General features: G+C 61.6%; 24 protein-coding genes and 1 tRNA gene. All 25 read left to right on the top strand.

Translation table 11 applies throughout. The features are described from left to right. The first annotated feature begins 6 nt into the window (after positions 1-6). The 25 genes from fabF to nusA all read left to right on the top strand — a co-directional run bounded on the left by fabF (position 7) and on the right by nusA (position 24,787). Positions 7-1,245, top strand: a complete 1,239-nt coding sequence (gene fabF / locus DWU99_RS04570) for a beta-ketoacyl-ACP synthase II (protein WP_115476786.1) — start codon at positions 7-9, stop codon at positions 1,243-1,245. Beyond that, positions 1,245-2,594 (top strand): aminodeoxychorismate synthase component I, encoded by a 1,350-nt coding sequence (locus DWU99_RS04565; protein ID WP_115476785.1) that lies wholly within the window; start codon positions 1,245-1,247, stop codon positions 2,592-2,594. Before fabF ends, DWU99_RS04565 begins: the two co-directional genes overlap by 1 nt. Continuing rightward, a complete protein-coding gene (gene pabC, locus DWU99_RS04560; protein WP_115476784.1) occupies positions 2,594-3,409 on the top strand; it encodes an aminodeoxychorismate lyase in 816 nt (271 codons plus the stop codon). Before DWU99_RS04565 ends, pabC begins: the two co-directional genes overlap by 1 nt. Beyond that, positions 3,406-4,446, top strand: coding sequence for an endolytic transglycosylase MltG (gene mltG, locus DWU99_RS04555; protein WP_115476783.1), 1,041 nt, complete (start codon positions 3,406-3,408; stop codon positions 4,444-4,446). The genes pabC and mltG overlap by 4 nt, the downstream gene beginning before the upstream one ends. Then, positions 4,443-5,078, top strand: coding sequence for a dTMP kinase (tmk, locus tag DWU99_RS04550; RefSeq protein ID WP_115476782.1), 636 nt, complete (start codon positions 4,443-4,445; stop codon positions 5,076-5,078). Before mltG ends, tmk begins: the two co-directional genes overlap by 4 nt. Next, positions 5,075-6,010 (top strand): DNA polymerase III subunit delta', encoded by a 936-nt coding sequence (gene holB, locus DWU99_RS04545; protein ID WP_115476781.1) that lies wholly within the window; start codon positions 5,075-5,077, stop codon positions 6,008-6,010. The genes tmk and holB overlap by 4 nt, the downstream gene beginning before the upstream one ends. Further along, positions 6,010-6,933, top strand: a complete 924-nt coding sequence (locus DWU99_RS04540; protein WP_115476780.1) for a PIG-L family deacetylase — start codon at positions 6,010-6,012, stop codon at positions 6,931-6,933. Before holB ends, DWU99_RS04540 begins: the two co-directional genes overlap by 1 nt. A gap of 105 nt (positions 6,934-7,038) precedes the next feature. Next, complete coding sequence (locus DWU99_RS04535) at positions 7,039-7,392, top strand: PilZ domain-containing protein (protein ID WP_115476779.1); 354 nt, start codon at positions 7,039-7,041, stop codon at positions 7,390-7,392. A gap of 333 nt (positions 7,393-7,725) precedes the next feature. Beyond that, the gene (locus DWU99_RS04530; protein ID WP_115476778.1) at positions 7,726-8,082 is read left to right on the top strand and encodes an NADH-quinone oxidoreductase subunit A; all 357 of its coding nucleotides are present in this window, start codon (positions 7,726-7,728) and stop codon (positions 8,080-8,082) included. Then, positions 8,073-8,630, top strand: coding sequence for a NuoB/complex I 20 kDa subunit family protein (locus DWU99_RS04525; protein WP_115476777.1), 558 nt, complete (start codon positions 8,073-8,075; stop codon positions 8,628-8,630). Before DWU99_RS04530 ends, DWU99_RS04525 begins: the two co-directional genes overlap by 10 nt. 11 nt (positions 8,631-8,641) lie before the next feature. Beyond that, positions 8,642-9,370, top strand: coding sequence for an NADH-quinone oxidoreductase subunit C (locus DWU99_RS04520; protein WP_115476776.1), 729 nt, complete (start codon positions 8,642-8,644; stop codon positions 9,368-9,370). Positions 9,371-9,372: 2 nt separating this feature from the next. Beyond that, the gene (locus DWU99_RS04515; protein ID WP_115476775.1) at positions 9,373-10,632 is read left to right on the top strand and encodes an NADH-quinone oxidoreductase subunit D; all 1,260 of its coding nucleotides are present in this window, start codon (positions 9,373-9,375) and stop codon (positions 10,630-10,632) included. A gap of 18 nt (positions 10,633-10,650) precedes the next feature. Continuing rightward, on the top strand, positions 10,651-11,178 hold the full coding sequence (gene nuoE, locus DWU99_RS04510) for an NADH-quinone oxidoreductase subunit NuoE (protein WP_115476774.1): 528 nt from the start codon (positions 10,651-10,653) through the stop codon (positions 11,176-11,178). 10 nt (positions 11,179-11,188) lie between these two features. Further along, positions 11,189-12,514, top strand: a complete 1,326-nt coding sequence (gene nuoF / locus DWU99_RS04505) for an NADH-quinone oxidoreductase subunit NuoF (protein ID WP_115476773.1) — start codon at positions 11,189-11,191, stop codon at positions 12,512-12,514. After that, entirely contained in the window at positions 12,511-14,838 is a 2,328-nt protein-coding gene (gene nuoG, locus DWU99_RS04500) for an NADH-quinone oxidoreductase subunit NuoG (protein ID WP_115476772.1), read from the top strand. Before nuoF ends, nuoG begins: the two co-directional genes overlap by 4 nt. A gap of 3 nt (positions 14,839-14,841) precedes the next feature. Next, positions 14,842-15,870 carry an NADH-quinone oxidoreductase subunit NuoH gene (gene nuoH, locus DWU99_RS04495; protein ID WP_115476771.1) on the top strand — a complete coding sequence of 343 codons (1,029 nt, stop codon included), beginning with the start codon at positions 14,842-14,844 and terminating at the stop codon, positions 15,868-15,870. Between the two features lie 8 nt (positions 15,871-15,878). Next, on the top strand, positions 15,879-16,370 hold the full coding sequence (nuoI, locus tag DWU99_RS04490; protein WP_115476770.1) for an NADH-quinone oxidoreductase subunit NuoI: 492 nt from the start codon (positions 15,879-15,881) through the stop codon (positions 16,368-16,370). Positions 16,371-16,381: 11 nt separating this feature from the next. Continuing rightward, positions 16,382-17,035 (top strand): NADH-quinone oxidoreductase subunit J, encoded by a 654-nt coding sequence (locus DWU99_RS04485; RefSeq protein WP_199535695.1) that lies wholly within the window; start codon positions 16,382-16,384, stop codon positions 17,033-17,035. Further along, positions 17,032-17,337: an NADH-quinone oxidoreductase subunit NuoK gene (gene nuoK, locus DWU99_RS04480; protein ID WP_115476769.1), complete on the top strand. Its 306-nt coding sequence runs from the start codon at positions 17,032-17,034 to the stop codon at positions 17,335-17,337. The genes DWU99_RS04485 and nuoK overlap by 4 nt, the downstream gene beginning before the upstream one ends. A gap of 4 nt (positions 17,338-17,341) precedes the next feature. Continuing rightward, complete coding sequence (gene nuoL, locus DWU99_RS04475; protein WP_115476768.1) at positions 17,342-19,384, top strand: NADH-quinone oxidoreductase subunit L; 2,043 nt, start codon at positions 17,342-17,344, stop codon at positions 19,382-19,384. Between the two features lie 14 nt (positions 19,385-19,398). Further along, entirely contained in the window at positions 19,399-20,907 is a 1,509-nt protein-coding gene (locus DWU99_RS04470) for an NADH-quinone oxidoreductase subunit M (protein ID WP_115476767.1), read from the top strand. Positions 20,908-20,919: 12 nt separating this feature from the next. Then, positions 20,920-22,359 (top strand): NADH-quinone oxidoreductase subunit NuoN, encoded by a 1,440-nt coding sequence (gene nuoN / locus DWU99_RS04465; RefSeq protein WP_115476766.1) that lies wholly within the window; start codon positions 20,920-20,922, stop codon positions 22,357-22,359. 89 nt (positions 22,360-22,448) lie between these two features. After that, positions 22,449-22,525: transfer RNA gene (locus DWU99_RS04460), tRNA-Met, on the top strand. 190 nt (positions 22,526-22,715) lie between these two features. Next, positions 22,716-23,234 (top strand): ribosome maturation factor RimP, encoded by a 519-nt coding sequence (locus DWU99_RS04455; protein ID WP_115476765.1) that lies wholly within the window; start codon positions 22,716-22,718, stop codon positions 23,232-23,234. A 47-nt stretch (positions 23,235-23,281) separates the two neighbouring features. After that, positions 23,282-24,787, top strand: a complete 1,506-nt coding sequence (gene nusA / locus DWU99_RS04450) for a transcription termination factor NusA (RefSeq protein ID WP_115476764.1) — start codon at positions 23,282-23,284, stop codon at positions 24,785-24,787. Positions 24,788-24,800 lie beyond the last annotated feature (13 nt).

The following is a 24,800-nucleotide window of genomic DNA, read 5'->3' as shown; positions in this document are numbered from 1 at the left end:
AGATCCATGAGCAAACGACGAGTGGTAGTGACCGGCATGGGCATCATCTCGCCGGTCGGCAACGACATCGCCACCGCCTGGGACAACATTCTCAAAGGCGTCAGTGGCATCGGCGAGGTGACGCACTTCGATGCCACCGCGTATGCCACCCGCATTGCGGGTCAGGTGCGCGACTTCGATCCCCTGCAATGGATGCCCCCCAAAGACGTCAAGAAGATGGATCCATTCATCCATTACGGCGTCGCGGCAGGCACGCAGGCCCTGCGTGATTCCGGGCTGGAAGTGACGGAAGCCAACGCACCGCGCATCGGCGTGGCCGTAGGCGCCGGCATCGGCGGCCTCAACACCATCGAAGACACAGCCATCGAGCTGCATGAAAAAGGGCCGCGCCGCGTGTCGCCGTTCTTCGTGCCCAGCTCGATCATCAACATGGTTTCGGGTCACCTGTCGATCATGTTTGGCCTGAAGGGCCCGAACATCGCATGCGTGACCGCATGCACGACGGCCACCCACAACATCGGCCTGGCCGCGCGCATGATCCAATACGGCGATGCCGACGCGATGATCGCCGGCGGTGCCGAATTCTCAACCACCGGTACCGCGATGGCGGGCTTCTGCTCGGCCAAGGCGATGTCGACCCGCAACGACGAGCCGCACAAGGCGAGCCGTCCCTGGGACAAGGATCGCGACGGCTTCGTGCTTTCCGACGGTGCTGGCGTGCTGATGCTGGAAGAATACGAACACGCCAAGGCACGCGGTGCTCGCATCTATGCCGAGCTGATCGGCTTCGGCATGAGTGGCGACGCCTATCACATCACGGCCCCCAGCGAAGGCGGCGAAGGCGCAGCACGCTGCATGGAAAACACGCTGCGTGATGGCGGGATCAATCCGACCGATGTGCAGTACGTCAACGCACACGGCACCTCGACGCCGCTGGGCGATCTGGGTGAAGTGCTGGCGGCCAAGCGCGTGTTCGGCGATCACGCGTACAAGCTGGCCATCAGTTCCACCAAGTCGACGACAGGCCATCTGCTGGGAGCCGCGGGTGGCGTCGAAGCCATCTTCACCATTCTCGCCCTGCGCGATCAGGTGCTGCCGCCCACGATCAACCTCGATGAACCGGGCGAAGGCTGCGATCTCGATTTCGTGCCCCATACGGCGCGCGAGGCGAAGATCGATATCGCCATCTCCAACTCGTTCGGCTTCGGCGGTACCAACGGCACGCTCGCCTTCCGTCGTATCTAGTGACCTGCGTTACCCGCACACTCGCCGGCCGGCGCGACCTTCTCGCGCCGGCCGCTGCGTTTCCAGAGCGCTATCCCGCGTTGCTCGAAAGCGTGACGCGCGCGAGTGCGCACGCGCGTTACGACATCCTTTTCGCGTTTCCGCAAAGCGCGCTGAGCCTTGATGCGGATGGCGGCGTGCACGGCGCCGACGGACGCATCAGCCAAGGGCGATTTCTCGACGCGCTGGATGCTGCGTGGCAGGCGGAGCGTCTGCCGCGGCATGCCGATGACGGATTGCCGTTCCACGGCGGCTGGGTTCTGCTGCTGGCGTATGAACTGGCTGCGGAGATCGAACCGTCCCTGCGCCTGCGTCATTCGGACGAATTGCCCATGGCGCTGGCAGTGCGCTGTCCGGCGGCGATCATTGTCGATCACCTGCACGATCGAACCGTACTCGTCGCCGAAGCGGATCAAGCGGCGCTGCTGGATGCGATGCAGGCCGATCTGGGCGCCGAGCCGGTCATCCCGTCGCTTGCGGCGCCTGAGGCCATCGAGGAAGACGAACCATCTTTGTTTCTCGATGGCGTGGCACGCGTCCACGAACATTTGCACGCAGGCGATGTGTTTCAGGCCAATCTCTCCCGCGCCTGGCGTGCGCGCTTCGCCGAAGCGCCTTCGGCCGCAAGTCTCTACGCGGCGTTGCGTCGGGCCAACCCGGCACCGTTTGCGGGATTGCTGCAGCAGAACGATTGGGCCATCGTCAGCTCTTCACCCGAACGGCTGGTCGAAGTGCGACGCGGCATGGCACAAACCCGCCCGATTGCGGGTACACGGCCACGCGTAGCGGGGGACGACGATCTTGCGCGCATCCGGGAACTCAGCGCACATCCCAAGGAGCGCGCCGAGCACGTCATGCTGATCGATCTCGAGCGCAACGACCTTGGCCGAGTCTGTCGTCCGGGCACGGTCGAGGTAAACGAGTTGATGGTCGTCGAGAGTTACGCGCACGTGCATCACATCGTCTCGAATGTGCGCGGACGCTTGCGCGATGGCGTGACGCCAGGCCAGGTCATCGCAGCCACTTTTCCGGGCGGCACGATCACGGGTTGCCCCAAGGTGCGTTGCATGGAGATCATCGCCGCGCTCGAAGATGCTCCGCGCGGCGCATACACCGGTGCGCTGGGCTACCTCGATCGCAATGGCGACCTCGACCTGAACATCCTCATTCGCACATTGACACTGCAGGGCAACCGCGCAAGTCTCCGCGCCGGCGCAGGCATCGTTGCCGATTCGATTGCGTCGAAAGAACTGGAAGAAACGCGCGCCAAGGCTCGCGGCATGTTGCGAGCGCTGGGAGTCGCCGGTTGATGATGCTGATCAATGGCCAGCCTGCGGAAAGCGTGTCGGCACTTGATCGAGGATTGAGCTACGGCGACGGCTTGTTTGAAACGATTCGGTTCGTCGGCAGCACAGCTCCCTTGTGGCATCGACACATGAAGCGTCTGCGTTCCGGGTGCGAGCGCCTGCGGATACCGTGTCCCGATGCGCAGCAACTTCTGGACGAAGCGCAACAGGTCAAGAAAAAGTTCGAAGACGCGGTGGTGCGAATTACCATGACTCGCGGGGTAGGCGAGCGGGGCTATGCGCCGCCTTCCGTGGTGGTTGCGACACGCATCGTCGGTGCGTTCGCCATGCCGGCTCTATCCGTGCAGACCTACCGCGATGGCATCCGCATGCACCGATGCCATACCACGCTTGCCGATCAGCCTTTGCTGGCCGGGATCAAGCATCTGAATCGGCTGGAGCAGGTGCTTGCGCGGGCCGAGTGGAGCGACCCGGCCCTGGCCGAAGGCTTGGTGTGCGATCAGCATGGCCATGCGATATCGGCGACGGCGGCCAATCTTTTCGCCGTTGTCGACGGTGTGCCGGTGACCCCGGCGGTGGATCGCTGCGGCGTCGCGGGCGTGGCTCGCGCGGCGGTGCTCGACGTCCTTGGCAACTGCGAAGTCCGTGATCTGCCGTTGTCGGAATGCCTGGGAGCCTCGGAGCTCTTCCTCAGTTCCAGCGTTCGCGGCATCCTGCCAGTTCAGGCCGTGGGCAATACCGTGTACGCTCCCGGCCCGGTAACCCGCGCCATGCAGCGGCATTGGCGCGATTTGGGCTTTCCGACGGAGCAGGCATGAATCGAGGCGGTGCAACCCATGGGCGCGTGTCGTGGCGCCTTATCCTGTTGGTCCTGTTGCTGGCATTCGTCGCTGCCGCTACCTGGTTCTGGCGAGATTTCACGCGCTTTGGCGACACGCCGCTACGTGTCAGTGCGTCGGGCGAAAGCGTCGAAATCGGCAAAGGAACCAGTTTCAAGGACATCGTGCATCAATTGCGCGCGCAGGGACTGAGCACGGCAGCCCCGTTTTACTGGCGACTGCTTGCCGAGCGCATGCGCGTGGCCGGACGGTTGCACGCGGGCGAATACGCCATCGCTCCCGGGATCACGCCGCAGCAACTGCTGACCAACATGGCGCAGGGCAGGGTGTTGCAGCGTGACGTCACCATCGTCGACGGGTGGACGTTCCACGATGTGCTGCAGGCGCTGAACAAAGCCGACAAGCTGCAGCACGACACCGTGGGCATGGACGATGCCACGATCATGCAGAAGATCGGCGCGCCCGGACAGAAGCCCGAAGGATGGTTCCTTCCGGAAACCTATGCCTACGTGAAGGGCGACAGCGATCTGGATGTGCTGCGACGCGCGCATGCGGCCATGACAAAAACGCTCGACGCCTTGTGGGCCCAGCGCGATCCCGGCGTGCCGTTGGCGGCACCATACGACGCGCTGATCCTGGCTTCCATCGTGGAAAAGGAAACCGGCCGCGCTGACGAGCGTCCGCAGGTGGCCGGAGTGTTCACGCGTCGCCTGCAGAAAAACATGCTGCTGCAAACGGATCCCACCGTGATTTATGGAATGGGCGCCAGCTATGCCGGTACGATCCACAAGAGCGATCTGACCACGGATACGCCTTACAACACCTATACGCGACTCGGCTTGCCGCCCACGCCGATCGCGATGCCCGGCAAGCCGGCGATCGAAGCGGCACTGCATCCGGCATCCGGCACGGCGCTTTATTTCGTGGCCAAAGGAAACGGTACGCATATCTTTGCCGACACGCTCGAGGAGCAGAATCGCAACGTGGCCTGTTATCAGCTGAAGCACTGCCAATGACCAAGCGAGGACGTTTCATCACGCTGGAAGGTGGCGAAGGTGCAGGCAAGAGCACCTTGCTGGCCGGGCTGCGCGATTATTTGCAACAGCATGGCGTAGACCTGCTGCAGGTGCGCGAACCCGGCGGCACGAAACTGGGCGAGGCGATTCGTGCGATCGTGCTTGATCCTTCGCATCCGGATATCAGTCCCGAAAGCGAGTTGCTGCTGATGTTCGCCGCTCGCGCGCAACTGGTGCGCGAACGCATTCTGCCGGCGCTGGACGCCGGGCACTGGGTGCTGTGCGATCGCTATGTCGATGCGAGCTACGCCTATCAAGGTGCCGGGCGTGGTCAGCCGCAGGAACGCATTGCAGAGCTGGAACGCTGGGCGTGCGCGGGATTGAAGCCCGACCTGACCCTGCTGCTCGATCTGCCGGTATCCACAGGTCGCGCGCGTGCCGCAGGCCGCGGTGCGGCGGATCGTATCGAAACCGAAGCCGATGCATTCTTCGAGCGCGTTCGACAGGCCTATCGCGAGCGGGCCCATGCCGAGCCGCAACGTTGGCGTGTCATCGACGCCAGCTTGTCTCCCGATGACGTGCTGCGGGCGGCGACAGCCGCCATGGCGCATTTGTTCGAGACGCACGCATGAGTATCCCTCCGTGGCACGCCGATCATTGGGCGCGTCTGCAGGCGCGTCGCGAACGTCATGCATTGCCGCACGCGTTGTTGCTGTGCGGATCACGCGGATTGGGCAAACGTGATTTTCTGCAGCGCTTCGTGCGCGGGCTTTTGTGTCAGAACGCGACGAACGGCGACGCATGCGGCACGTGTCGCAGCTGTCTGCTGGTGAATGCCGGTACGCATCCCGATGTCGTATCGTTGAGCTATGGCCTGCGCAAGGACGGCGTGCAGCGTTCGGAAATCGTGGTCGATCAGATTCGCGAGCTTTCCGCGCGCCTTTCCACGTCCAGCCAATTCGGCGGCTGGCAGATCGCCAGCATCGATCCGGCCGATGCCATGAACGCGGCAGCGGCCAACGCGCTATTGAAGACGCTGGAAGAGCCGGCCTCGCAGACCATGCTGATTCTTCTGGCCGACGAACCCTGGCGCATGCCGGCGACCATCCGCAGCCGCTGCCAGCGCATCGATTTTCAATTGCCCACGCAGGCCGATTCGCTTGCCTGGTTGCAGAGCGCCGGTGTGAGCGATGCCGCAGGCGCGCTGGCGGCCGCCGGCGGTAATCCGGGGCTTGCGCGCATCTGGGCGGAAGAGGGCGCCCTGGCTCAGCGGCAGGAGGTTCGCAAAGACCTGGCCGCGCTTGCCGCCGGACGCGGCGATGCCATGGAGATGGGCCGGCGCTGGCTCGACAACGCACCCCAGCAACGACTGTGGTTTGCCGCGCAAGCCGTCGCGGACGAAATGCGCGCTCGCGCGGCGACGCAGGCTGGTCCGCTTTCCAGTGCACTCGACATCGAAAGTCTGGGAGCATGGTACGACGCGGCGAATCGCACGCGCGAAGCGTTGCGCGGACCTTTGCGTGGCGACCTGTTGTTGCTGGAGTTGCTGGGGCGCTGGCGCTGATGCAGCCGTTGTCCGTTTCCGCGCAGACCCGTCTGTTGGTCGTGGCGCCGCATCCGGACGACGAAACCATCGGATGCGGACTGCTCGTTCAGCAGGTGCTGGCGGCAGGAGGGATGGTCCGGCTTTTGCTGTTGACGGACGGCGACAACAACCCTTGGCCGCAACGCTTTATCGAGCGTCGATTGCGCATTGACGATGCGGCCCGCAAGCGTTGGGGAGTGCGGCGTCGAGCGGAAGTCATGCACGCCATCGCGCAGTTGGGCGTGCCTGCTTCCGCGCTACATCCCCTCGGCTGGTCGGATATGGGCATCACGAATCGCCTTCGTGACGATGCGTTCGGTTCCATGGCGGCGATCCGTGCGCAGTTGCAGGAATTTCAGCCCAGCGTGATCTGCTGCCCGGCTCTGGATGACCGCCATCCCGATCACGGTGCGGCGCACGTGCTGTGCAGCTTGGCGCTGAGTGATATGCCTTCCGCGCCGACGCTGCTTGCCTATCCCGTCCACGGCGAGGCAAACACGGAGCGTTATCCCATCCTTGTCGAGGCTGCGGCGGATCAACAGCAACGCAAGTCCCGGGCACTCGAAGAGAACCAGACGCAGATGGCGCTGAGTGGCAGGCGCATGCGACGCCTGGCACTCGGTCCGGAACGCTATATGGCGGCCGACACCGCCGCTGGCGACCTGCGACTGCCTTGGCGACCCCCGAGTGCGCTTGGGCGCTGGCTCCGATTGATGGTGGCTACACCAGCCGGCGTCCAGGATTGGCGCTGGATCGATGCGCCCATCGCCAGGGACCCGGATGGCACATACCGATTCACATGGCCTTCGGGACATCCGCTGCCGAAACCCGCCTTCGCCAAGCTTCACCTGGATTGGCCCACACCGTGGATCTTCGATCACTGGGGTTGGCATGCTTTGTGAGGCCGTGTTGGCGGTTCCCTGCGATCACGGCTTTGCGCTAAAGAGGTCGGGTGGTTACGATGCGATCTCGACAACCGCCGACAGCGCCGCACGGCAGGAGCAGGCATGAACCCGGTCGCCGCCCGCCAGGGCATCATCTCGCTGAAGTTCAAGGACACCACGTCGCTCTACAACGCGTACATGCCGTTCTTGAAGCATGGCGGCCTGTTTGCGCCCACTGCGCAGCGTTATTCGCTGGGCGATGAAGTGGTGTTGCTGATCAGCCTGATCGACGAAAGCGAACGTCTTTCCGTCGCCGGCAAGGTTGTCTGGATCACGCCGATCGGCGCGCAAGGCAACCGTACGGCCGGCATCGGCGTGCAATTCAACGAATCGAACGATGGCGAAGCGGCGCGTGGCCGTATCGAGTCGTTGCTTGCCGGTGTGCTGGGTTCGGAACGCCCTACGCAGACGATGTAGTTCCATCGCGGTAACTTGCGCCGCATGCTTCACGGGGCAGGGGATCATGCCGGTCGATAACTTAGGAGCCTCACCATAGGCGCCTTATTGAAAGTTATTGTTAGAAATATCCAATTACTGCAAGAAATGTCCCATGTTGCGCCACACAAGGCTTGTCGGCGCACCCGTACGCGCTGATACAATATCCCGATCCCCGGGCTCGTCCCGAGGATCGTCGAGCACCTGCATTCTGCATGTCAGCGTACAGGGCTGGACAGCCCGCTGAATCGAACTCCGGACCGTTTACCCCAACGGTCACTGATGCACCACTGAGGTGCGGAGGTAAGTTAAACCGTGCTTGCCGAATATTGGCCCGTCCTCCTGTTCATCGCGGTCGCCGCCGGAATGGGTATCGTCCTCGTCACGCTCGGCCTGCTGGTCGGCCCGCGTCGCCCCGAATCGGACAAGCTCTCGCCGTACGAGTGCGGCTTCGAGGCCTTCGAGGATGCGCGCATGCAGTTTGACGTGCGCTATTACCTCCTCGCCATTCTCTTCATCATTTTCGATCTGGAAATCGCCTTCCTTTTTCCGTGGGCGGTAGTGTTCCAGCACATCGGCATCGTTGCGCTCATTGAAATGGGCCTGTTCCTGTTGCTGCTGGTGATCGGTTTTGCCTACGTGTGGAAAAAGGGAGCGCTGGAATGGGAGTGATCTCCGCCATTGATCGGGTGATGCACAACCCGCAGCCGTTGAACGTGGTCGACGACATTCTGCGTCCGGCTGGCGACAACCCCGTGATCCAGCGCGGCGCGGTCACCACCACCGTGGATGCGCTGATGAACTGGGCGCGTACCGGTTCGATGTGGCCGATGACCTTTGGCCTGGCCTGCTGCGCGGTGGAAATGATGCACGCCGGCGCTGCGCGTCTGGACCTTGATCGCTACGGCGTGGTGTTCCGTCCCAGCCCGCGCCAGTCCGACGTGATGATCGTGGCCGGCACGCTGGTCAACAAAATGGCGCCTGCGCTTCGCAAGGTTTACGACCAGATGCCCGACCCGAAGTGGGTGATCTCGATGGGCAGCTGCGCTAACGGTGGCGGTTATTACCACTACTCCTATTCCGTGGTGCGCGGTTGCGATCGAATCGTCCCGGTGGACATCTACGTGCCTGGCTGCCCGCCCACGGCCGAGGCGTTGATTCACGGCATTTTGCAGTTGCAAAAGAAGATCCGTCGTACCAGCACCATCGCGCGTTCCTGAAAGGCGTCGTCATGAGCGATACACAAACGAACTCGCTGGTCGAGCGCCTCTCCGCGCGATTCGGCGATCTGGTGAAAGTCACCGTTTCGCACGGCCAGACCACGGCGGAAGTTGCCGCGGCCAGCCTGCTTTCTGTCGCGACCGCGCTGCGCGATGAGCCCGGCTTCCGTTTCACGGAAGCGGTCGATCTGTGCGGCGTCGATTATCTCGGCTACGGTCAGACGGAGTGGGATACCACCGACGTCACCAGTACCGGCTTCTCGCGTGGCGTGGAGGGCGAGGCCATCGGTCGCTTCACGTGGGCCGACCGTCCGCGCGATGTTGCGATCCCGCGCCGCTTCGCGTCCGTCGTCCATCTGCTGTCGATCGAACTCAATCAACGCCTGCGCGTGCGCGTGTTCTGCGAAGACGACAGTCTTCCGGTGGTGCCGTCGCTCGTGCATACCTGGCCGGGCCTGAACTGGTTCGAGCGCGAGTCGTTCGACCTGTTCGGCATCATCTACGACGGCCATCCGGACCTGCGCCGCATCCTGACCGACTACGGTTTCGTCGGCCATCCGTTCCGTAAGGACTTCCCGCTCATCGGCAACGTCGAAGTGCGCTACGACCCCGAGCAGAAGCGTGTGGTCTATGAACCTGTTTCGATCGAACCGCGCGTGCTCGTCCCGCGCGTGATCCGCGACGACGCCGACCTGATCCAGGCCAAGGCGGAAGCCGCCGACCACTGGCGGGAGAACTGAGCATGAGCGTGCAAGAAATCCGCAATTACACGATGAACTTCGGCCCGCAGCATCCCGCTGCGCACGGCGTGCTGCGCCTGGTGCTGGAGATGGACGGCGAAACCGTCGTCCGCGCCGATCCGCACGTAGGCCTGCTGCATCGTGGTACCGAGAAGCTGGCCGAATCCAAGCCGTTCAATCAGTCGATCGGCTACATGGATCGTCTCGACTACGTGTCGATGATGTGCAACGAGCACGCTTATGTGCGCGCCATCGAAACCCTTCTGGGTATTCAGGCGCCGGAGCGTGCGCAGTACATCCGCACGATGTTCGACGAGATCACCCGCATCCTCAATCACCTGATGTGGGTGGGTTCGAACGCGCTCGACCTTGGCGCGATGGCGGTATTTCTCTACGCCTTCCGCGAACGCGAAGAGCTGATGGACTGCTACGAAGCCGTGTCCGGCGCACGTATGCACGCCACCTACTATCGCCCCGGCGGCGTGTATCGCGATCTGCCCGGCAAGATGCCGCAGTACCGCGAGTCGCCGTGGCACAAGGGCAGCGATCTTAAACGCCTCAACAGCTGGCGTGAAGGCTCGATGCTCGACTACCTCGATGCTTTCACTTCGGACTTCCCGACCAAGGTGGATGAGTACGAAGAGCTGCTCACCAACAACCGCATCTGGAAGCAGCGTACCGTTGGCATCGGCGTCGTGTCGCCCGAACTTGCCCAGCAGTGGGGCATGACCGGTGCGATGATTCGCGGTTCCGGTATCGCTTGGGATCTGCGCAAGAAGCAGCCGTATGCGAAGTACGCCGATGTAGATTTCGACATACCGGTCGGCGTCAATGGCGATTGCTACGACCGTTACCTGGTGCGCGTCGAAGAAATGCGCCAGTCCAACCGCATCATCAAACAGTGCGTGGCTTGGCTGCGAGCCAACCCGGGCCCCGTGATGGTGGAAAACTTCAAGGTCGCGCCGCCCAAGCGCGAGGCCATGAAGGAAGACATGGAAGCGCTGATTCATCACTTCAAGCTTTTCACCGAAGGTTACGGTGTGCCGGCGGGTGAAACCTACGCCGCGGTTGAAGCCCCCAAGGGCGAGTTCGGTTGCTACCTGGTTTCCGACGGCGCGAATAAGCCGTTCCGTGTACACCTGCGCGCACCGGGTTTTGCCCACCTGTCGTCGATGGATGCCCTCGTGCGCGGCCACATGCTGGCCGATGCCGTGGCGGTGATCGGCACCTATGACCTCGTGTTCGGCGAAGTCGATCGCTGAGCCCGGAGTAACGAAACCATGAAAGTCACCGGAAATTACGAGCAGGTCAAGAACGTCGATCCGCTCGTCGTGCTCAACGAGCATACGCGTCATCACATCGATCATTGGCTGGGCAAGTTCCCGCCGGATCGCAAGCGCTCCGCGCTGATCCAGGCGCTGTTCGCCGCGCAGGAACAGAACCACGGTTATCTCACCGATGAACTGATCACGGCCGTTGCGAGGTACATCGACGTGCCCGCCGTGTGGGCTTACGAAGTGTCCAGCTTCTACTCGATGCTGGAAACCAAGCCGGTCGGACGTCACAACGTCGCCGTCTGCACCAACATTTCGTGCTGGCTCAACGGCGGCGAAGATCTGCTGCGTCACTGCGAGAAGAAGCTCGGCATCAAGGCGGGCGAAAGCACGGCTGACGGCCGCGTGTATCTGAAGAAAGAAGAAGAGTGCATCGCTGCCTGCGTGTATGCGCCGGCGATGACGGTCAATGGTCACTACCACGAGCGTCTCACGACCGAAAAGGTCGACGAGATTCTCGACGGTCTCAAGTAAGGGCAGGGCAATGGCAGTCGGACCCGCACCCCAGGAACACCAGGTCGTCTACACCACGCTGCATTTCGACAAGCCGTGGGCGATGGACAGCTATCTGCAAATGGACGGCTATAAGGCGTGGAAGAAAATCCTCGCCGAGAAGCCCGATCCCGCCTCGATCGTCGATATCGTCAAGAACAGCAACCTGCGCGGCCGTGGCGGCGCGGGCTTCCCCACTGGTTTGAAGTGGTCCTTCATGCCGAAGGGCAACATGCAGAAGTACATTCTCTGCAACTCCGACGAATCCGAACCCGGCACCGCCAAGGACCGCGACATCCTGCGCTACAACCCGCATTCGGTGGTCGAAGGTCTGGCGATCGCGTGCTACGCGACCGGTTCGACGGTGGCTTACAACTACCTGCGCGGCGAATTCCATCATGAACCCTTCGAACACTTCGAAGAGGCATTGAAGGAAGCGTACGCGGCCGGCCTGCTCGGCAAGAACATTCAAGGCAGCGGCATCGACGTCGACATCTACGGCGCACTCGGCGCCGGCGCCTACATTTGCGGCGAAGAAACCGCGCTGATGGAATCGCTCGAAGGCAAGAAGGGCCAGCCGCGCTTCAAGCCGCCGTTCCCGGCCAATTTCGGCCTGTACGGCAAGCCGACCACGATCAACAACACCGAAACCTATGCCTCGGTGCCGGCGATCCTGCGCAACGGCGCGGAGTGGTTCCTCAACCTCGGCAAGCCGAACAATGGCGGTCCGAAGATCTTCTCGGTGTCCGGCCACGTCAACCATCCGGGCAACTTCGAAGTTCGCCTCGGCACGTCGTTCAAGGACTTGCTGGAGTTGGCCGGTGGCGTGCGCAACGGCAACAAACTCAAGGCGGTGATTCCCGGCGGCTCTTCGATGAAGGTGCTCAATGCCGAGGAAATGATGACCGCCACCATGGATTACGACTGCCTGCAGAAGCTGGGCTCGGGCCTCGGTTCCGGCGCGGTGATCGTGATGGACGAGACCACCTGCATGGTGAAGGCCTGCCATCGCATCTCGCAGTTCTACCACGCCGAATCCTGCGGCCAGTGCACGCCGTGCCGCGAAGGTACCGGCTGGATGTTCCGCGTGCTGAGCCGCATCGTGGAAGGCAAGGGCACGCAGGACGACCTGCATCGCCTCAAGGCCATCGCCGGCCAGATCGAGGGCCACACCATCTGCGCGTTCGGCGAAGCCGCCGCGTGGCCGGTGCAAGGCTTCCTCGCCAAGTTCTGGAATGAATTCGAATACTACGTGCAGCATGGTCGCTCGATGACCGAAGACCGGCTTGCCGAAAACCGCCGTGGAGTTGCTGCATGAGTGCGCAGCCAGCCAATACCGCGCCTGATCTCCTGAACATCGAGATCGATGGCAAGCCCACGCAGATCCGCAAGGGCGCGATGATCATCGAGGCGGCTGACGCCATCGGCATCGCGATCCCACGTTTCTGCTATCACCGCAAGCTGCCGATCGCCGCCAACTGCCGCATGTGCCTGGTCGACGTCGAAATGGGCGGTCGTCCGATGCCCAAGCCGCAACCGGCCTGTGCTACGCCGGTGGCCGAGGGCATGAAGGTCACGACCCGCACGGAAAAAGCGCTGAAGTTCCAGCGCGACGTGATGGAATTCCTGCTGATCAACCATCCGCTCGACTGTCCGATCTGCGATCAAGGCGGCGAGTGCGAACTGCAGGACGTGGCGCTCGGCTATGGCCGCAGCGTGTCGCGCTACACCGAACGCAAGCGCACCATCGCCGACGAAAACCTCGGCTCGCTGGTTGCCACCGAGATGACCCGCTGCATCCAGTGCACGCGCTGCGTGCGCTTCACCAGCGAAATCGCCGGTACCTACGAACTGGGTGGCATGAGCCGCGGTGAAAACCTGCAGATCGGCACCTACATCGGCAAGACGTTGGAGACCGAGCTGTCGGGCAACATCATCGACGTATGCCCGGTCGGTGCGCTGACCAACAAACCGTTCCAGTTCAAGGCGCGTGCCTGGGAACTGGTCGCCAAGCCGTCGATCGCGTATCACGATGCGCTGGGTTCCAACCTTTGGTTGCACACGCGTCGCGGCGAAGTGTTGCGCACCGTGCCGCGCGACAACGAAGCCATCAACGAATGCTGGCTTTCGGATCGCGACCGCTACAGCCATCAGGGTCTTTACGCCGCCGATCGCGTGCGCACGCCGGAAGTGAAGCGCAACGGTCGCTGGCAGGGTACGACGTGGGAAGACGCGCTCAACACCGCCGCCGCCGCATTGAAGGAAGTATCGGGCAACGATCTCGGCGTGCTGGTGCATCCGTCCACGACGAACGAGGAAGGCGACCTGCTGGTGCGCCTCGCTCGCAGCCTGGGCAGTGCGCACATCGATCACCGCCTGCGCCAGCTCGATTTCGCCGACAACGCCGTGGCGCAACCGTTCGGCATGGCCGTCGCCAACGTCGACAAGGTGAAGGCTGCGCTGCTGGTCGGCTCCAATCTGCGTTACGAAATGCCGCTACTCAACCACCGCATCCATCAGGCGGTGAAGAAGGGCGCCAAGGTCTACGCCGTCAATCCGGCGGAATTCCACTTCAACTACAAGCTGGCCGGCGAAGCCATCGTTGCGCCGCATGCGCTGGTCGATGCGTTGCTGTCGCTCGCCAAGGCAGCGGTCGCTGCGGGTGCAACGGCTCCGGCGCATCTGGCCGACGCCATCAATGGCGCGGCGAACGATCAGGGCGATAGCGATGCGATTGCCGCGCTGAAGTCCGGTCAGGCGGTGGTGATCCTCGGCGACGCCGCGGTCACGCATCCGCAGGCCTCGTGGCTTCGTGCCATCGCGCGCTTCGTCGCCGAAGCGACGGGTGCCGCCTACAACGAGCTGCCGGCGGGTGCCAACGCCGTCGGTCTCGCCAAAGTCGGCGTGGTGCCGGGCAACGGCGGTCTCGATGCGCAGGCCATGCTGGCTCAGCCGCGCAAGGCTTATGTGCTTTATGGCCTGGAATTGCCGCACGACTTCGCCGATGGTTCGGCGGTGGTCAACGCGCTGCACGGCACGCAGCACATCGTCGCGTTTGCGGCGTTCGCAACGCCTGAGCTGCGTGACGTTGCCGATGTGATCCTGCCGATCGGTCTGTTGCCGGAAATCGACGGCACGCTCGTGAACGTCGACGGCGTCGCTCAGCACGTGGAAGTCGGTGCCAAGGCGCCGGGCCAGGATGTTCGTGCCGGCTGGAAGGTGCTGCGTGCGCTCGGCGGCCAGATGAAGCTTGCCGGCTTCGAGTTCGACGATCTTGCTGGCCTGCGTGCGGGCATTACCGAACAGGTTGTTGCGACGAAGCAGGGACTGGCCGCGCGCAAGTCGGTGCAAGGTCTCAGCCGTCTCGCTACGTGGCCGGTTTATCGCAGCGACGCTGTGATTCGCCGCGCCACCGCGCTGCAGGCGCATCCGCTCAATCGCGCAGCGGCCGTGCGCGTGAATGCGGAAGAAGCTCAGCGGCAGGGCCTGGCCGACGGTGGTCAGGTCAAAGTGGGGAACGTCGTCCTCCCGCTGGTCATCGATGCGACGGTACCCGATGGTTCCGTGTGGATCGAAGCCGCACACGATCAGACCGCGACGCTGCCGCCTTACGGCGCGGCCATCACCTTGAGCAAGGCGTAAATCATGGGCGATCAGATTCTCCATCAGCTAATCATTCCCATATTGCTGGTCGTGGCGGTCGTTCTTCCGCTCACCCTCACGGTGGCGCTGTACGTGTACTGGGAACGCAAGGTCCTGGGCTGGATGCACGTGCGCATGGGGCCCAACCAGATCGGTCCGTTGGGCTTGCTGCAAGCCTTCGCCGACGTGGTGAAGCTGATTTGCAAAGAAGTGATCCTGCCCACCAATGCCAACAAGTTCCTGTACTACACGGCACCGTTGCTGGCATTGATTCCTGCGTTGGCAGCATGGGCGGTGATACCTTTCGGTGCGCGCTTTGCTTTGTCCAACGCCAATGCGGGTTTGCTCTATCTGCTCGCGATGACTTCGCTGGGTGTGTACGGCATCATCCTCGCCGGCTGGGCCTCCAACTCGCGCTATGCGCTACTGGGTGCGATGCGTTCGGCTGCACAGGTGATCTCCTACGAACTGGCGATGGGTCTGTGCCTGGTTTGTGTGCTGGTGCTGGCGGGCAGCCTCAACCTCACCGACATCGTCAATGCACAGGCCGGCCATAAGGGCATCCTGGACTGGTTCATGTGGCCGTTGCTGCCGGTGTTCGTGGTCTATTTCGTCTCGGGCGTGGCCGAAACCAATCGCGCACCGTTCGACGTCGCGGAAGGCGAATCGGAAATCGTGGCCGGCTTCCATGTGGAATATTCGGGCTCGACATTCGCGCTGTTCTTCCTGGCCGAATACGCCAACATGATCCTGGTCAGCTTCCTGGCTTCGCTCCTGTTCATGGGCGGCTGGTTGAGTCCGTTCCCGGAAAGCGTGCCGGTGCTTGGGCACACCAGTTTCATCTGGCTATTGGCGAAGGCGTTCTTCTTCGCGTTCCTGTTCCTCTGGTTCCGTGCCACCTTCCCGCGTTATCGCTATGACCAGATCATGCGTCTGGGCTGGAAGGTATTCATTCCCATCGCCATCGTGTGGGTGTTCGTCGCCGGCTGCATGAAGTACTACGGCTGGGTTCACATCGGCACGGGGGGCTAAAGAAAGCCATGTCTCGCATTACCAACTATTTCAAAAGCCTGCTGCTCATCGAATTGCTCAAGGGCATGGTGCTGACCTGGAAGTATCTGTTCAGCCCCAAGTACACGATGCGCTATCCGATGGAGCACATTCCCAAATCCAACCGCTTCCGCGGTCTGCATGCGTTGCGCCGTTACGCCAACGGTGAAGAGCGCTGCATCGCGTGCAAGTTGTGCGAAGCCGTGTGCCCCGCGCTGGCCATCACGATCGACTCGGCGCCGCGCGCCAGCGATGGTCAGCGTCGCACCACGCGTTACGACATCGACCTGTTCAAGTGCATCTACTGCGGTTTCTGCGAAGAAAGCTGCCCGGTGGATTCGATCGTCGAAACACACGTGCACGAATACCACTTCGAACATCGTGGCGAGAACGTGGTGAACAAGCTGCAGCTGCTGGCCATCGGTGATCGCTTCGAAGCCGATATCGCGGCAGCACGCGCGCAAGACGCGGCCTATCGCTGAGGACACTATCGATGATTGATCCGTCTGTGTTCCAACTCGTCTGCTTCTACGCCTTCGCGGCGGTGACCGTGATCGCGGCGCTGTCGGTGATCACACTGCGCAATTCGGTACAGGCCGTGCTGTCCCTGGTGCTGGCGTTTTTCAGCACCGCCTGCATCTGGATGCTTGCTGAGGCCGAATTTCTCGCTATCGCGCTGATCGTGGTTTACGTCGGCGCGGTGATGGTGCTGTTCCTGTTCGTGGTGATGATGCTGGACATCGACCAGGAGAAGCTGCGCGAGGGGTTCGTGAAATACCTTCCGGTCGGCCTCATCGTGGCCGTCGTCATGTTGGTCGAGATGCTCGGCCTGATCGGCGTGCGCGTCATGCATACCCAGACGATGGGTGTGAATCCAGCTACTGCGGCGGGCATGTCCAATACGGCCTGGCTGGGTATGGCGCTCTACACGCAATACCTGCTGCCGTTCGAAGTCGCTGCGCTTATCCTGACCGTCGGTGTGATCGCCGCTGTGGCACTTACGCTGCGTCAGCGCACCGGTGTTCGCCATCAGCAGGCCAGCGAGCAGGTGGCGGTGAAGGCCAGCGACCGGGTGCGCATCATCAAGATGGCGGCTGAACGTCCGGTCGATAGCCAACCCGCGTCGGCCCAGGAGTCCAAGTCATGATTACGCTTTCGCATTACATCGTGCTTGGCGCGATCCTGTTCTGCATTTCGGTCGCGGGCCTCTTCATCAACCGCAAGAACGTCATCGTGTTGCTGATGGCGATCGAGCTGATGCTGCTGGCCGTGAACATCAATTTCGTTGCCTTCTCGCGCTTCAATCACGACGTGGCGGGGCAGGTCTTCGTTTTCTTCATCCTCACCGTGGCCGCGGCGGAATCCGCCATCGGCCTGGCGATCCTGGTCTTGCTGTTCCGCAACCGGAGCACGGTCAACGTCGCCGAAATCGACAGCATGAAGGGTTGAGCACATGGAACTTTCCACCTCCATTCTGTTGACCATCGCGCTGGCGCCGCTTGTCGGCTGCCTGCTCGCCGGGTTCCTGGGCAAGCAGATCGGTCGCGTCGGCGCGCACAGCGTCACCATTCTGGGTCTGCTGATTTCCTGCGGGCTGTCGTTCTACGTGCTGTACCAGATCACGATGGGCGGCGCGCCGGTCTACAACCACAATATCTACACGTGGTTCGAGATCGGCAAATACACCGCCACCGTTGGCTTCCTGATCGATCGCCTTACCGCCATGATGATGGTGGTGGTCACGTTCGTGTCGCTGCTGGTGCACGTGTACACCATTGGCTACATGGCCGATGACGACGGCTACCAGCGCTTCTTCAGCTACATCTCGCTGTTCACCTTCTCGATGTTGATGCTCGTGATGAGCAACAACTTCCTGCAGCTGTTTTTCGGCTGGGAAGCGGTGGGCCTGGTGTCGTACCTGCTGATCGGTTTCTGGTACAAGCGTCCGACCGCGATCTTCGCCAACCTCAAGGCGTTCATCGTCAATCGCGTGGGTGACTTCGGCTTCTTGCTCGGTATCGCTGCGATCCTTTATTTCCTGGGTACGCTGGATTACGCCACCGCGTTCTCGGCGGCGCCCACGCTGATCGGCAAGACGCTCACGGTGACCCAGAGCACGCAGTGGGACGCCGCTACGGTGATCTGCATCCTGCTGTTCATCGGTGCGATGGGTAAGTCGGCACAGGTGCCGCTGCATGTGTGGCTGCCCGACTCGATGGAAGGCCCGACCCCGATCTCCGCGCTGATCCACGCCGCGACGATGGTGACCGCCGGCATCTTCATGGTGGCGCGCATGTCGCCGCTGTATGAACTGTCGGAGACGGCGCTCAGCTTCGTGTTGGTGATCGGTGCCACCGGTGCGCTGTTCACCGGCTTGATCGGCATCGTGCAGAACGACATCAAGCGCGTTGTCGCCTATTCGACGCTGTCGCAGCTTGGCTACATGACCGTCGCGCTGGGTGTTTCGGCCTACGCTGGCGCCGTGTATCACCTGATGACGCACGCGTTCTTCAAGGCATTGCTGTTCCTTGGCGCCGGTTCGGTGATCATCGCCATGCACCATGAGCAGGACATGCGCTACATGGGCGGCCTGCGCAAGTACATGCCGATCACCTGGATCACCATGTGGATCGGTGCGCTCGCGCTTTGCGGCGTCCCGTTCTTCTCGGGTTTCTACTCGAAGGATTCGATCATCGATGCGGTGCACGAGTCGCATCGTTGGGGCTCCGGTTACGCGTATTTCTGCGTGGTGGTTGGTGCCTTTGTGACGGCGACCTATACGTTCCGCCAGATGTACATGACGTTCCACGGCAAGGAGCGCTTCAAGGTTGTCGAGCATCACGGTCATCACGATGCGCACGGCCACGATGATCACCACGACGACCACGATCATCATGAGCAGGGTGTGCTGCATCATCCGCCCAAGGAGTCGCCGTGGGTGGTGACCTTGCCGCTGATCCTGCTGGCCATTCCGTCGTTGTTCGTGGGTATGTTCACGGTCAAGCCGATGCTGTTCGGTGGCTGGTTCGGCGAATCGATTCACGTGCAGAGCGCTAACAACGTGTTGGAAGAAGTTGGTAAGGACTTCCACAGTTGGTGGCAGGCGGGTCTCGATGGTTTTGCGCAACTGCCGTTCTGGCTGGTGTTTGCTGCATTCATGATGACCACCTACATCTACCTGTTCAATCCGTCGGTGGCTGACAAGATCAAGAGCGCGCTCAAGCCGATCTGGACGATCCTCGATCGCAAATACTGGGTCGACGACATCTACTTCGCGATTTTCGCGCGTGGCGGTGTTGCTCTGGGTCGCATGTTCTGGAAGGGCGGCGATGCCGCTGTAATCGATGGTGTTTTGATTGACGGTTCGGCCAGCACGATCCAGCGCATCGCCTCGGGCTTGCGCCGTGTCCAGTCTGGTTATCTGTACCACTACGCGTTTGCGATGATCCTCGGTCTGATCCTGCTCATGGGCGGGTACTGGCTGATCGGGCAATAAGGGAAACGAGCTCCATGTTCAATCATCTGCTCAGCCTGTTGATCTGGCTGCCCATCGTAGGCGCGGTGCCTGTTCTGCTGGCCGGTTCCAGCCGGCCCAACACGGCCCGCTGGTTGTCCCTGCTGATGGCAGTACTCACCTTTGCCGTCAGCCTGTTCCTGATTCCGCAGTACAACGCGGATGCGGGTGGCATGCAGCTGGCCGAAAGCCATATGTGGATTGCCTCGCTGAATGTGCATTACAGCCTGGCCGTCGACGGTATTTCGGTCGCGCTGATCCTGCTGACCACGCTCGTCGGCATCCTGGTCATCGTGGGTGCCTGGGAAGTCATCCAGGACAAGCCGCATCAATACATGGCCGCCATGCTGGTGCTCGAAGGCCTGATGATCGGTGTGTTCTGCGCCACCGACGCCTTGCTGTTCTACGTGTTCTTCGAAGCGATGCTGATACCGATGTTCATCCTCATCGGTATCTGGGGTGGCCCGCGTCGCGTGTACGCCACCCTGAAGTTCTTCATTTATACGTTCCTCGGCTCGATCTTCATGCTGATCGGCCTGATCTACCTGTACCTGAAGGCCGGCACGTTCGATCTGCACACGCTGGCGACGCTGCCGCTCACGTTGCAGGAGCAGAGCTGGCTGTTCTTTGCCTTCCTGATCGCCTTCGCGGTGAAGGTGCCGATGGTGCCGGTGCACACATGGTTGCCGGATGCGCACGTGGAAGCGCCGACCGGCGGTTCGGTGGTGCTGGCGGCGGTGATGCTGAAGATCGGCGGGTACGGATTCCTGCGCTTCAGCCTGCCGATTACGCCCGACGCGTCGGCACATTTCGCCTGGTTCGTGATCCTGCTCAGCCTGATCGCCGTGGTTTACATCGGCTACGTGGCGCTGGTGCAGGAGGACATGAAGAAGCTCGTGGCGTATTCGTCCGTTGCGCACATGGGCTTCGTGACGCTAGGCGTATTTATCGCCTTCATGCTGGTTCGCGACCTTGGGAATACCGATGCCGCGCGTCTGGGCATGCAGGGTGCCATGGTGCAGATGATTTCGCACGGCTTCGTGTCGGGCGCGATGTTCTCGTGCATCGGCGTGCTGTACGACCGCCTGCATACGCGTCTGATCAAAGATTACGGCGGCGTCATCAACGTGATGCCCTGGTTCGGCTTCCTCTACGTGCTGTTCGCGATGGCCAACTGCGGTCTGCCAGGTACCAGTGGATTCGTGGGTGAATTCATGGTGATCCTGGCCAGCTTCAGCGCCAACCCGTGGATTGCGCTGTTTGCGGCTTTCACACTGATCATCGGCGCGGCCTACACGCTTTATCTCGTCAAGCGCGTGTTGTGGGGCGATGTGACCAACTCGCACGTGGCAGAGATGAAGGACATCAACGGGCGCGAAACCTTCGTGCTGGGTGTGTTCGCGGCCATGGTGCTGTTCGTAGGTATCTGGCCCGAACCGCTGACCCATCTGATGGACAGCTCGGTGAACCAACTGGTCCAGCTGTTGGCCATTCACAAGGTCTGATCGAGAGCGACCATGCCGAATTTGAACGACATTCTGATCACGCTGCCGGAGTTCTATCTGGTCGCCGCGGCGTGCGTGCTGCTACTTGCGGACGCTTTCTTGCCAGCCGCCAAACGCGTCTGGATACATTGGCTCTCCATCTTGGTGCTTGTTGTCGCGGCTTACCTGGTAGTCAAGGGTCAGCCCGCAGGATCCGTCACTGCATTCAACGGGTCATTTATCCGCGATGGCGTTGCAGAGATCCTCAAGGTCTTTGCGTTGCTGAGCACGATTTTGGTGTTCATCTACGCACGTCCCTATCTCATCGACCGCAAATTGTTCGTGGGCGAGTTCTACACGCTGACGATCTTCGCGGTGATCGGCGTGATGCTGCTGGTTTCTGCCGGCAGCCTGGTCATGGTCTACCTGGGCCTGGAGCTGTTGACGCTGTCGTCCTACGCACTGGTGGCGCTCAATCGCGATTCCAAGCTGTCTTCGGAAGCTGCGATCAAGTACTTCGTGCTGGGCGCACTGGCGTCGGGCATGCTGCTTTACGGTATGTCGATGGTGTACGGCGCAACCGGCACGCTGGATCTGGTGCAGCTGCATCAGGCGATTCCGCAGAGCACGATGCCGCACCTGCTGGTGTTCGGCTTGATCTTCATGATCATCGGCATTGCGTTCAAGCTGGGTGCCGCGCCGTTCCATATGTGGATTCCGGACGTCTATCAGGGTGCGCCCACGGCCGTTACGGCCTTCATCGGTTCGGCGCCGAAGCTGGCCGCATTCGGCATGGCGTTCCGTCTGCTCGAAACCGGCATGGGCGATTACTCGCAACACTGGCAGCTCATGCTCGCGGTACTGGCCGTGTTGTCGCTGGCCATAGGTAATCTGGTTGCGATCGTGCAGACCAACCTCAAGCGTCTGCTTGCGTATTCGACCATTTCCCACATGGGTTATCTGCTGCTGGGTCTGGTCAACGCGGGACCGGAAGGCTATTCCGCAGCGATGTTTTACGCGGTCAGCTACGCGCTGATGTCTACCGCGGCTTTCGGCGTGATCATCGCCTTGAGCCGCGCCGGCTTCGAATGCGAAGAGATCGACGACTTCAAGGGACTCAACCAGCGTTCGCCGTGGATGGCTTTCCTGATGATGCTGGCTCTGTTCTCGCTGGCTGGCGTGCCGCCGATGTTCGGCTTCTTCGCCAAGCTGCTGGTGCTGCAAGCTGCAATCCATGCAGGCATGATGTGGCTGGCTATCGTTGGCGCGGTGTTCGCCATCATCGGCCTCTACTACTACCTGCACGTGGTGAAGGTGATGTACTTCGATAAGCCCGTCGAAGGCACTGAGGTCCGTCTTCAGAGCGATTTCACGCTGCGTCTGGCTTTATCGTTGAATGCTTTGGTGTTGCTCGCGCTGGGCCTGTATTGGGGACCGCTCTTGAGTTGGTGCAAGCAGGCCTTCGTGGGTTGAGGAGTGCGATCCGCACGTATTGGATGGGAAATCGGCGTGTAAAGGCCTTGCAAGAATCCGGCCATCTCGCTAGACTTCTCGGACTCTGATGCGGGGTGGAGCAGTCTGGCAGCTCGTCGGGCTCATAACCCGAAGGTCGCAGGTTCGAATCCTGCCCCCGCTACCAGATCTTTCTTGGACAAGAAAGCCTCCTCGTGAGGCTTTTTTGTTGGCCGCAAGGATGCGGTGCACTTTGTCAGGCTATTTTTGCTATGAAGGGGTGCGGGAAAGAGCCTGGACGAGTCGGGACATCGGCGAGATAAGGGAATGGGCCGCTTGAGCCCATTTTTTGTTTCTGACGACGGTAGACGGACGACATGGATACGCTAGCTCTGGCACAACGCTTCACCGACGTTTTGGCTGATCTTCAGCTCGAATGCCTTGGTGTCGAATTCAGCCCTTCGCAGGGACAGAGTACGCTGCGCGTCTATCTCGATGCGGAAGGCCGTGAAGTCACGCTCGATGATTGTGAAGCCGCGAGCCGCGAGCTTTCCGCGCTGTTGGACGTGGAAGATCCGATTCCAGGCCATTACGTGTTGGAAGTTTCCTCGCCTGGCATCGACCGTCCGCTGTTCACGGCTGCGCAGTTCGCGAAGGTGGTCGGTCAGGAAGTGAAGGTGCTGTTGAAGGCGCCGATTGAAGGTCGCCGCCGTTTGCGCGGCAAAGTGGCATCGGTGGAAGGCGATCAGATCGCGCTGGAAGCCGAAGGCAAGGTTTTTGAATTTGCACACGATGCGATGGAAAGCGCACGCATCGTGCCGGACTGGGTCGCGCTCGGATATGTGCCGCAACCCAAGCCCGGTGGCCGTAAGCCGGGCAAGAAGGCTTCGAAATAATTCAATCTGTCGATGGAGCGCCGGGTGGCGTTCACGGAGTGGTTGCAATGAGCAAAGAACTTTTGTTGGTCGTTGATGCAGTTGCCAACGAAAAAGGCGTGTCGCGCGACGTGATCTTCCTGGCCATGGAAGCTGCGTTGGCGTCGGCTGCCAAAAAGCGCTACCCGGACGAAGATCCGGACATCCGCGTGAGCATCGACCGCAACTCGGGCGACTACGAAACCTACCGCCGCTGGGAAGTCATCGCCGACGACGGTGAGATGGAATCGCCGTTCCGCCAGTTGCGCCTGATGGATGCCGTCGACGAGCGCGCAGACGCCACCGTGGGCGATTTCATCGAACAGCAGATCGAAAATGCCGAATTCGGCCGCATCGCTGCGCAGGCTGCCAAGCAGGTGATCGTGCAGCGCGTGCGCGAGGCCGAGCGCCAGCAGGTGGTCGATGCGTTCAAGGATCGCGTCGGCGAGCTGGTGACCGGCATCGTCAAGCGCGTCGAGCGCGGCAACGTATATCTGGATCTTGGCGGCAATGCCGAGGCCTTCATCCCGCGCGACAAGACCATTCCGCGCGAATCGCATCGCGTCGGCGACCGCGTGCGCGGTTATCTGCAGGAAGTGCGCTCCGAAGTGCGCGGTCCGCAGCTGTTCGTGTCGCGCGCTGCGCCGGAATTCATGATCGAGCTGTTCAAGCTCGAAGTGCCGGAAGTCGGTCAGGGCTTGGTCGAAATCAAGGGCTGCGCCCGCGATCCGGGCGATCGCGCCAAGATCGCGGTGGTGGCGCACGACAGCCGCACCGATCCTATCGGCGCGTGCATCGGCATGCGCGGCTCGCGCGTACAGGCTGTATCCAACGAACTCAACGGCGAGCGCGTCGACATCATCCTGTGGCATGAAAACCAGGCCCAGTACGTCATCAACGCGATGGCACCCGCCGAAGTGCAGTCCATCATCATGGACGAAGACAAGCACTCGATGGATATCGCGGTCGCCGAAGACAAGCTTTCGCAGGCCATCGGCCGCGGCGGTCAGAACGTGCGTCTGGCCAGCAAGCTCACCGGCTGGCAGCTCAATGTGATGACGCAGGACCAGGTGGCCGCCAAGAGCGAAGCCGAGCAGGAATCCGCCCGCCAGCTCTTCATGGACAAGCTGGAAGTGGACCAGGAAATCGCGAACATCCTCGTGCAGGAAGGTTTCTCCAGCGTCGAGGAAATCGCCTACGTGCCGAGCGCCGAACTGCTGGCCATCGAAGGCTTCGACGAAGACATCGTCGAAGAACTCCGTGCCCGCGCTCGCGACTCGCTGCTTACCGAAGCGCTGGCCGTCGAAGAAAACATCGACGAACACCAGCCTTCGCAGGAACTGCTTGAACTGGACGGCATGGACGAATCGACGGCCTATGCGCTCGCCGAGCGCGGTGTCGTCACGATGGACGATCTGGCCGACCTCGCGGTCGACGACATGATCGACATCGAGGGCATGGATGAAGAACGCGCAGCGGCACTCATCATGGCGGCACGTGCGCCGATGATTGCGCGGCTGGAGAAGGGCGGCTAACCCGGCGGCAGCG

Origin of the sequence: Dyella psychrodurans (assembly GCF_003363265.1) — a bacterium.
Lineage (GTDB): Bacteria > Pseudomonadota > Gammaproteobacteria > Xanthomonadales > Rhodanobacteraceae > Dyella_B > Dyella_B psychrodurans.
This window is presented reverse-complemented; position numbering and strand designations above follow the sequence as displayed.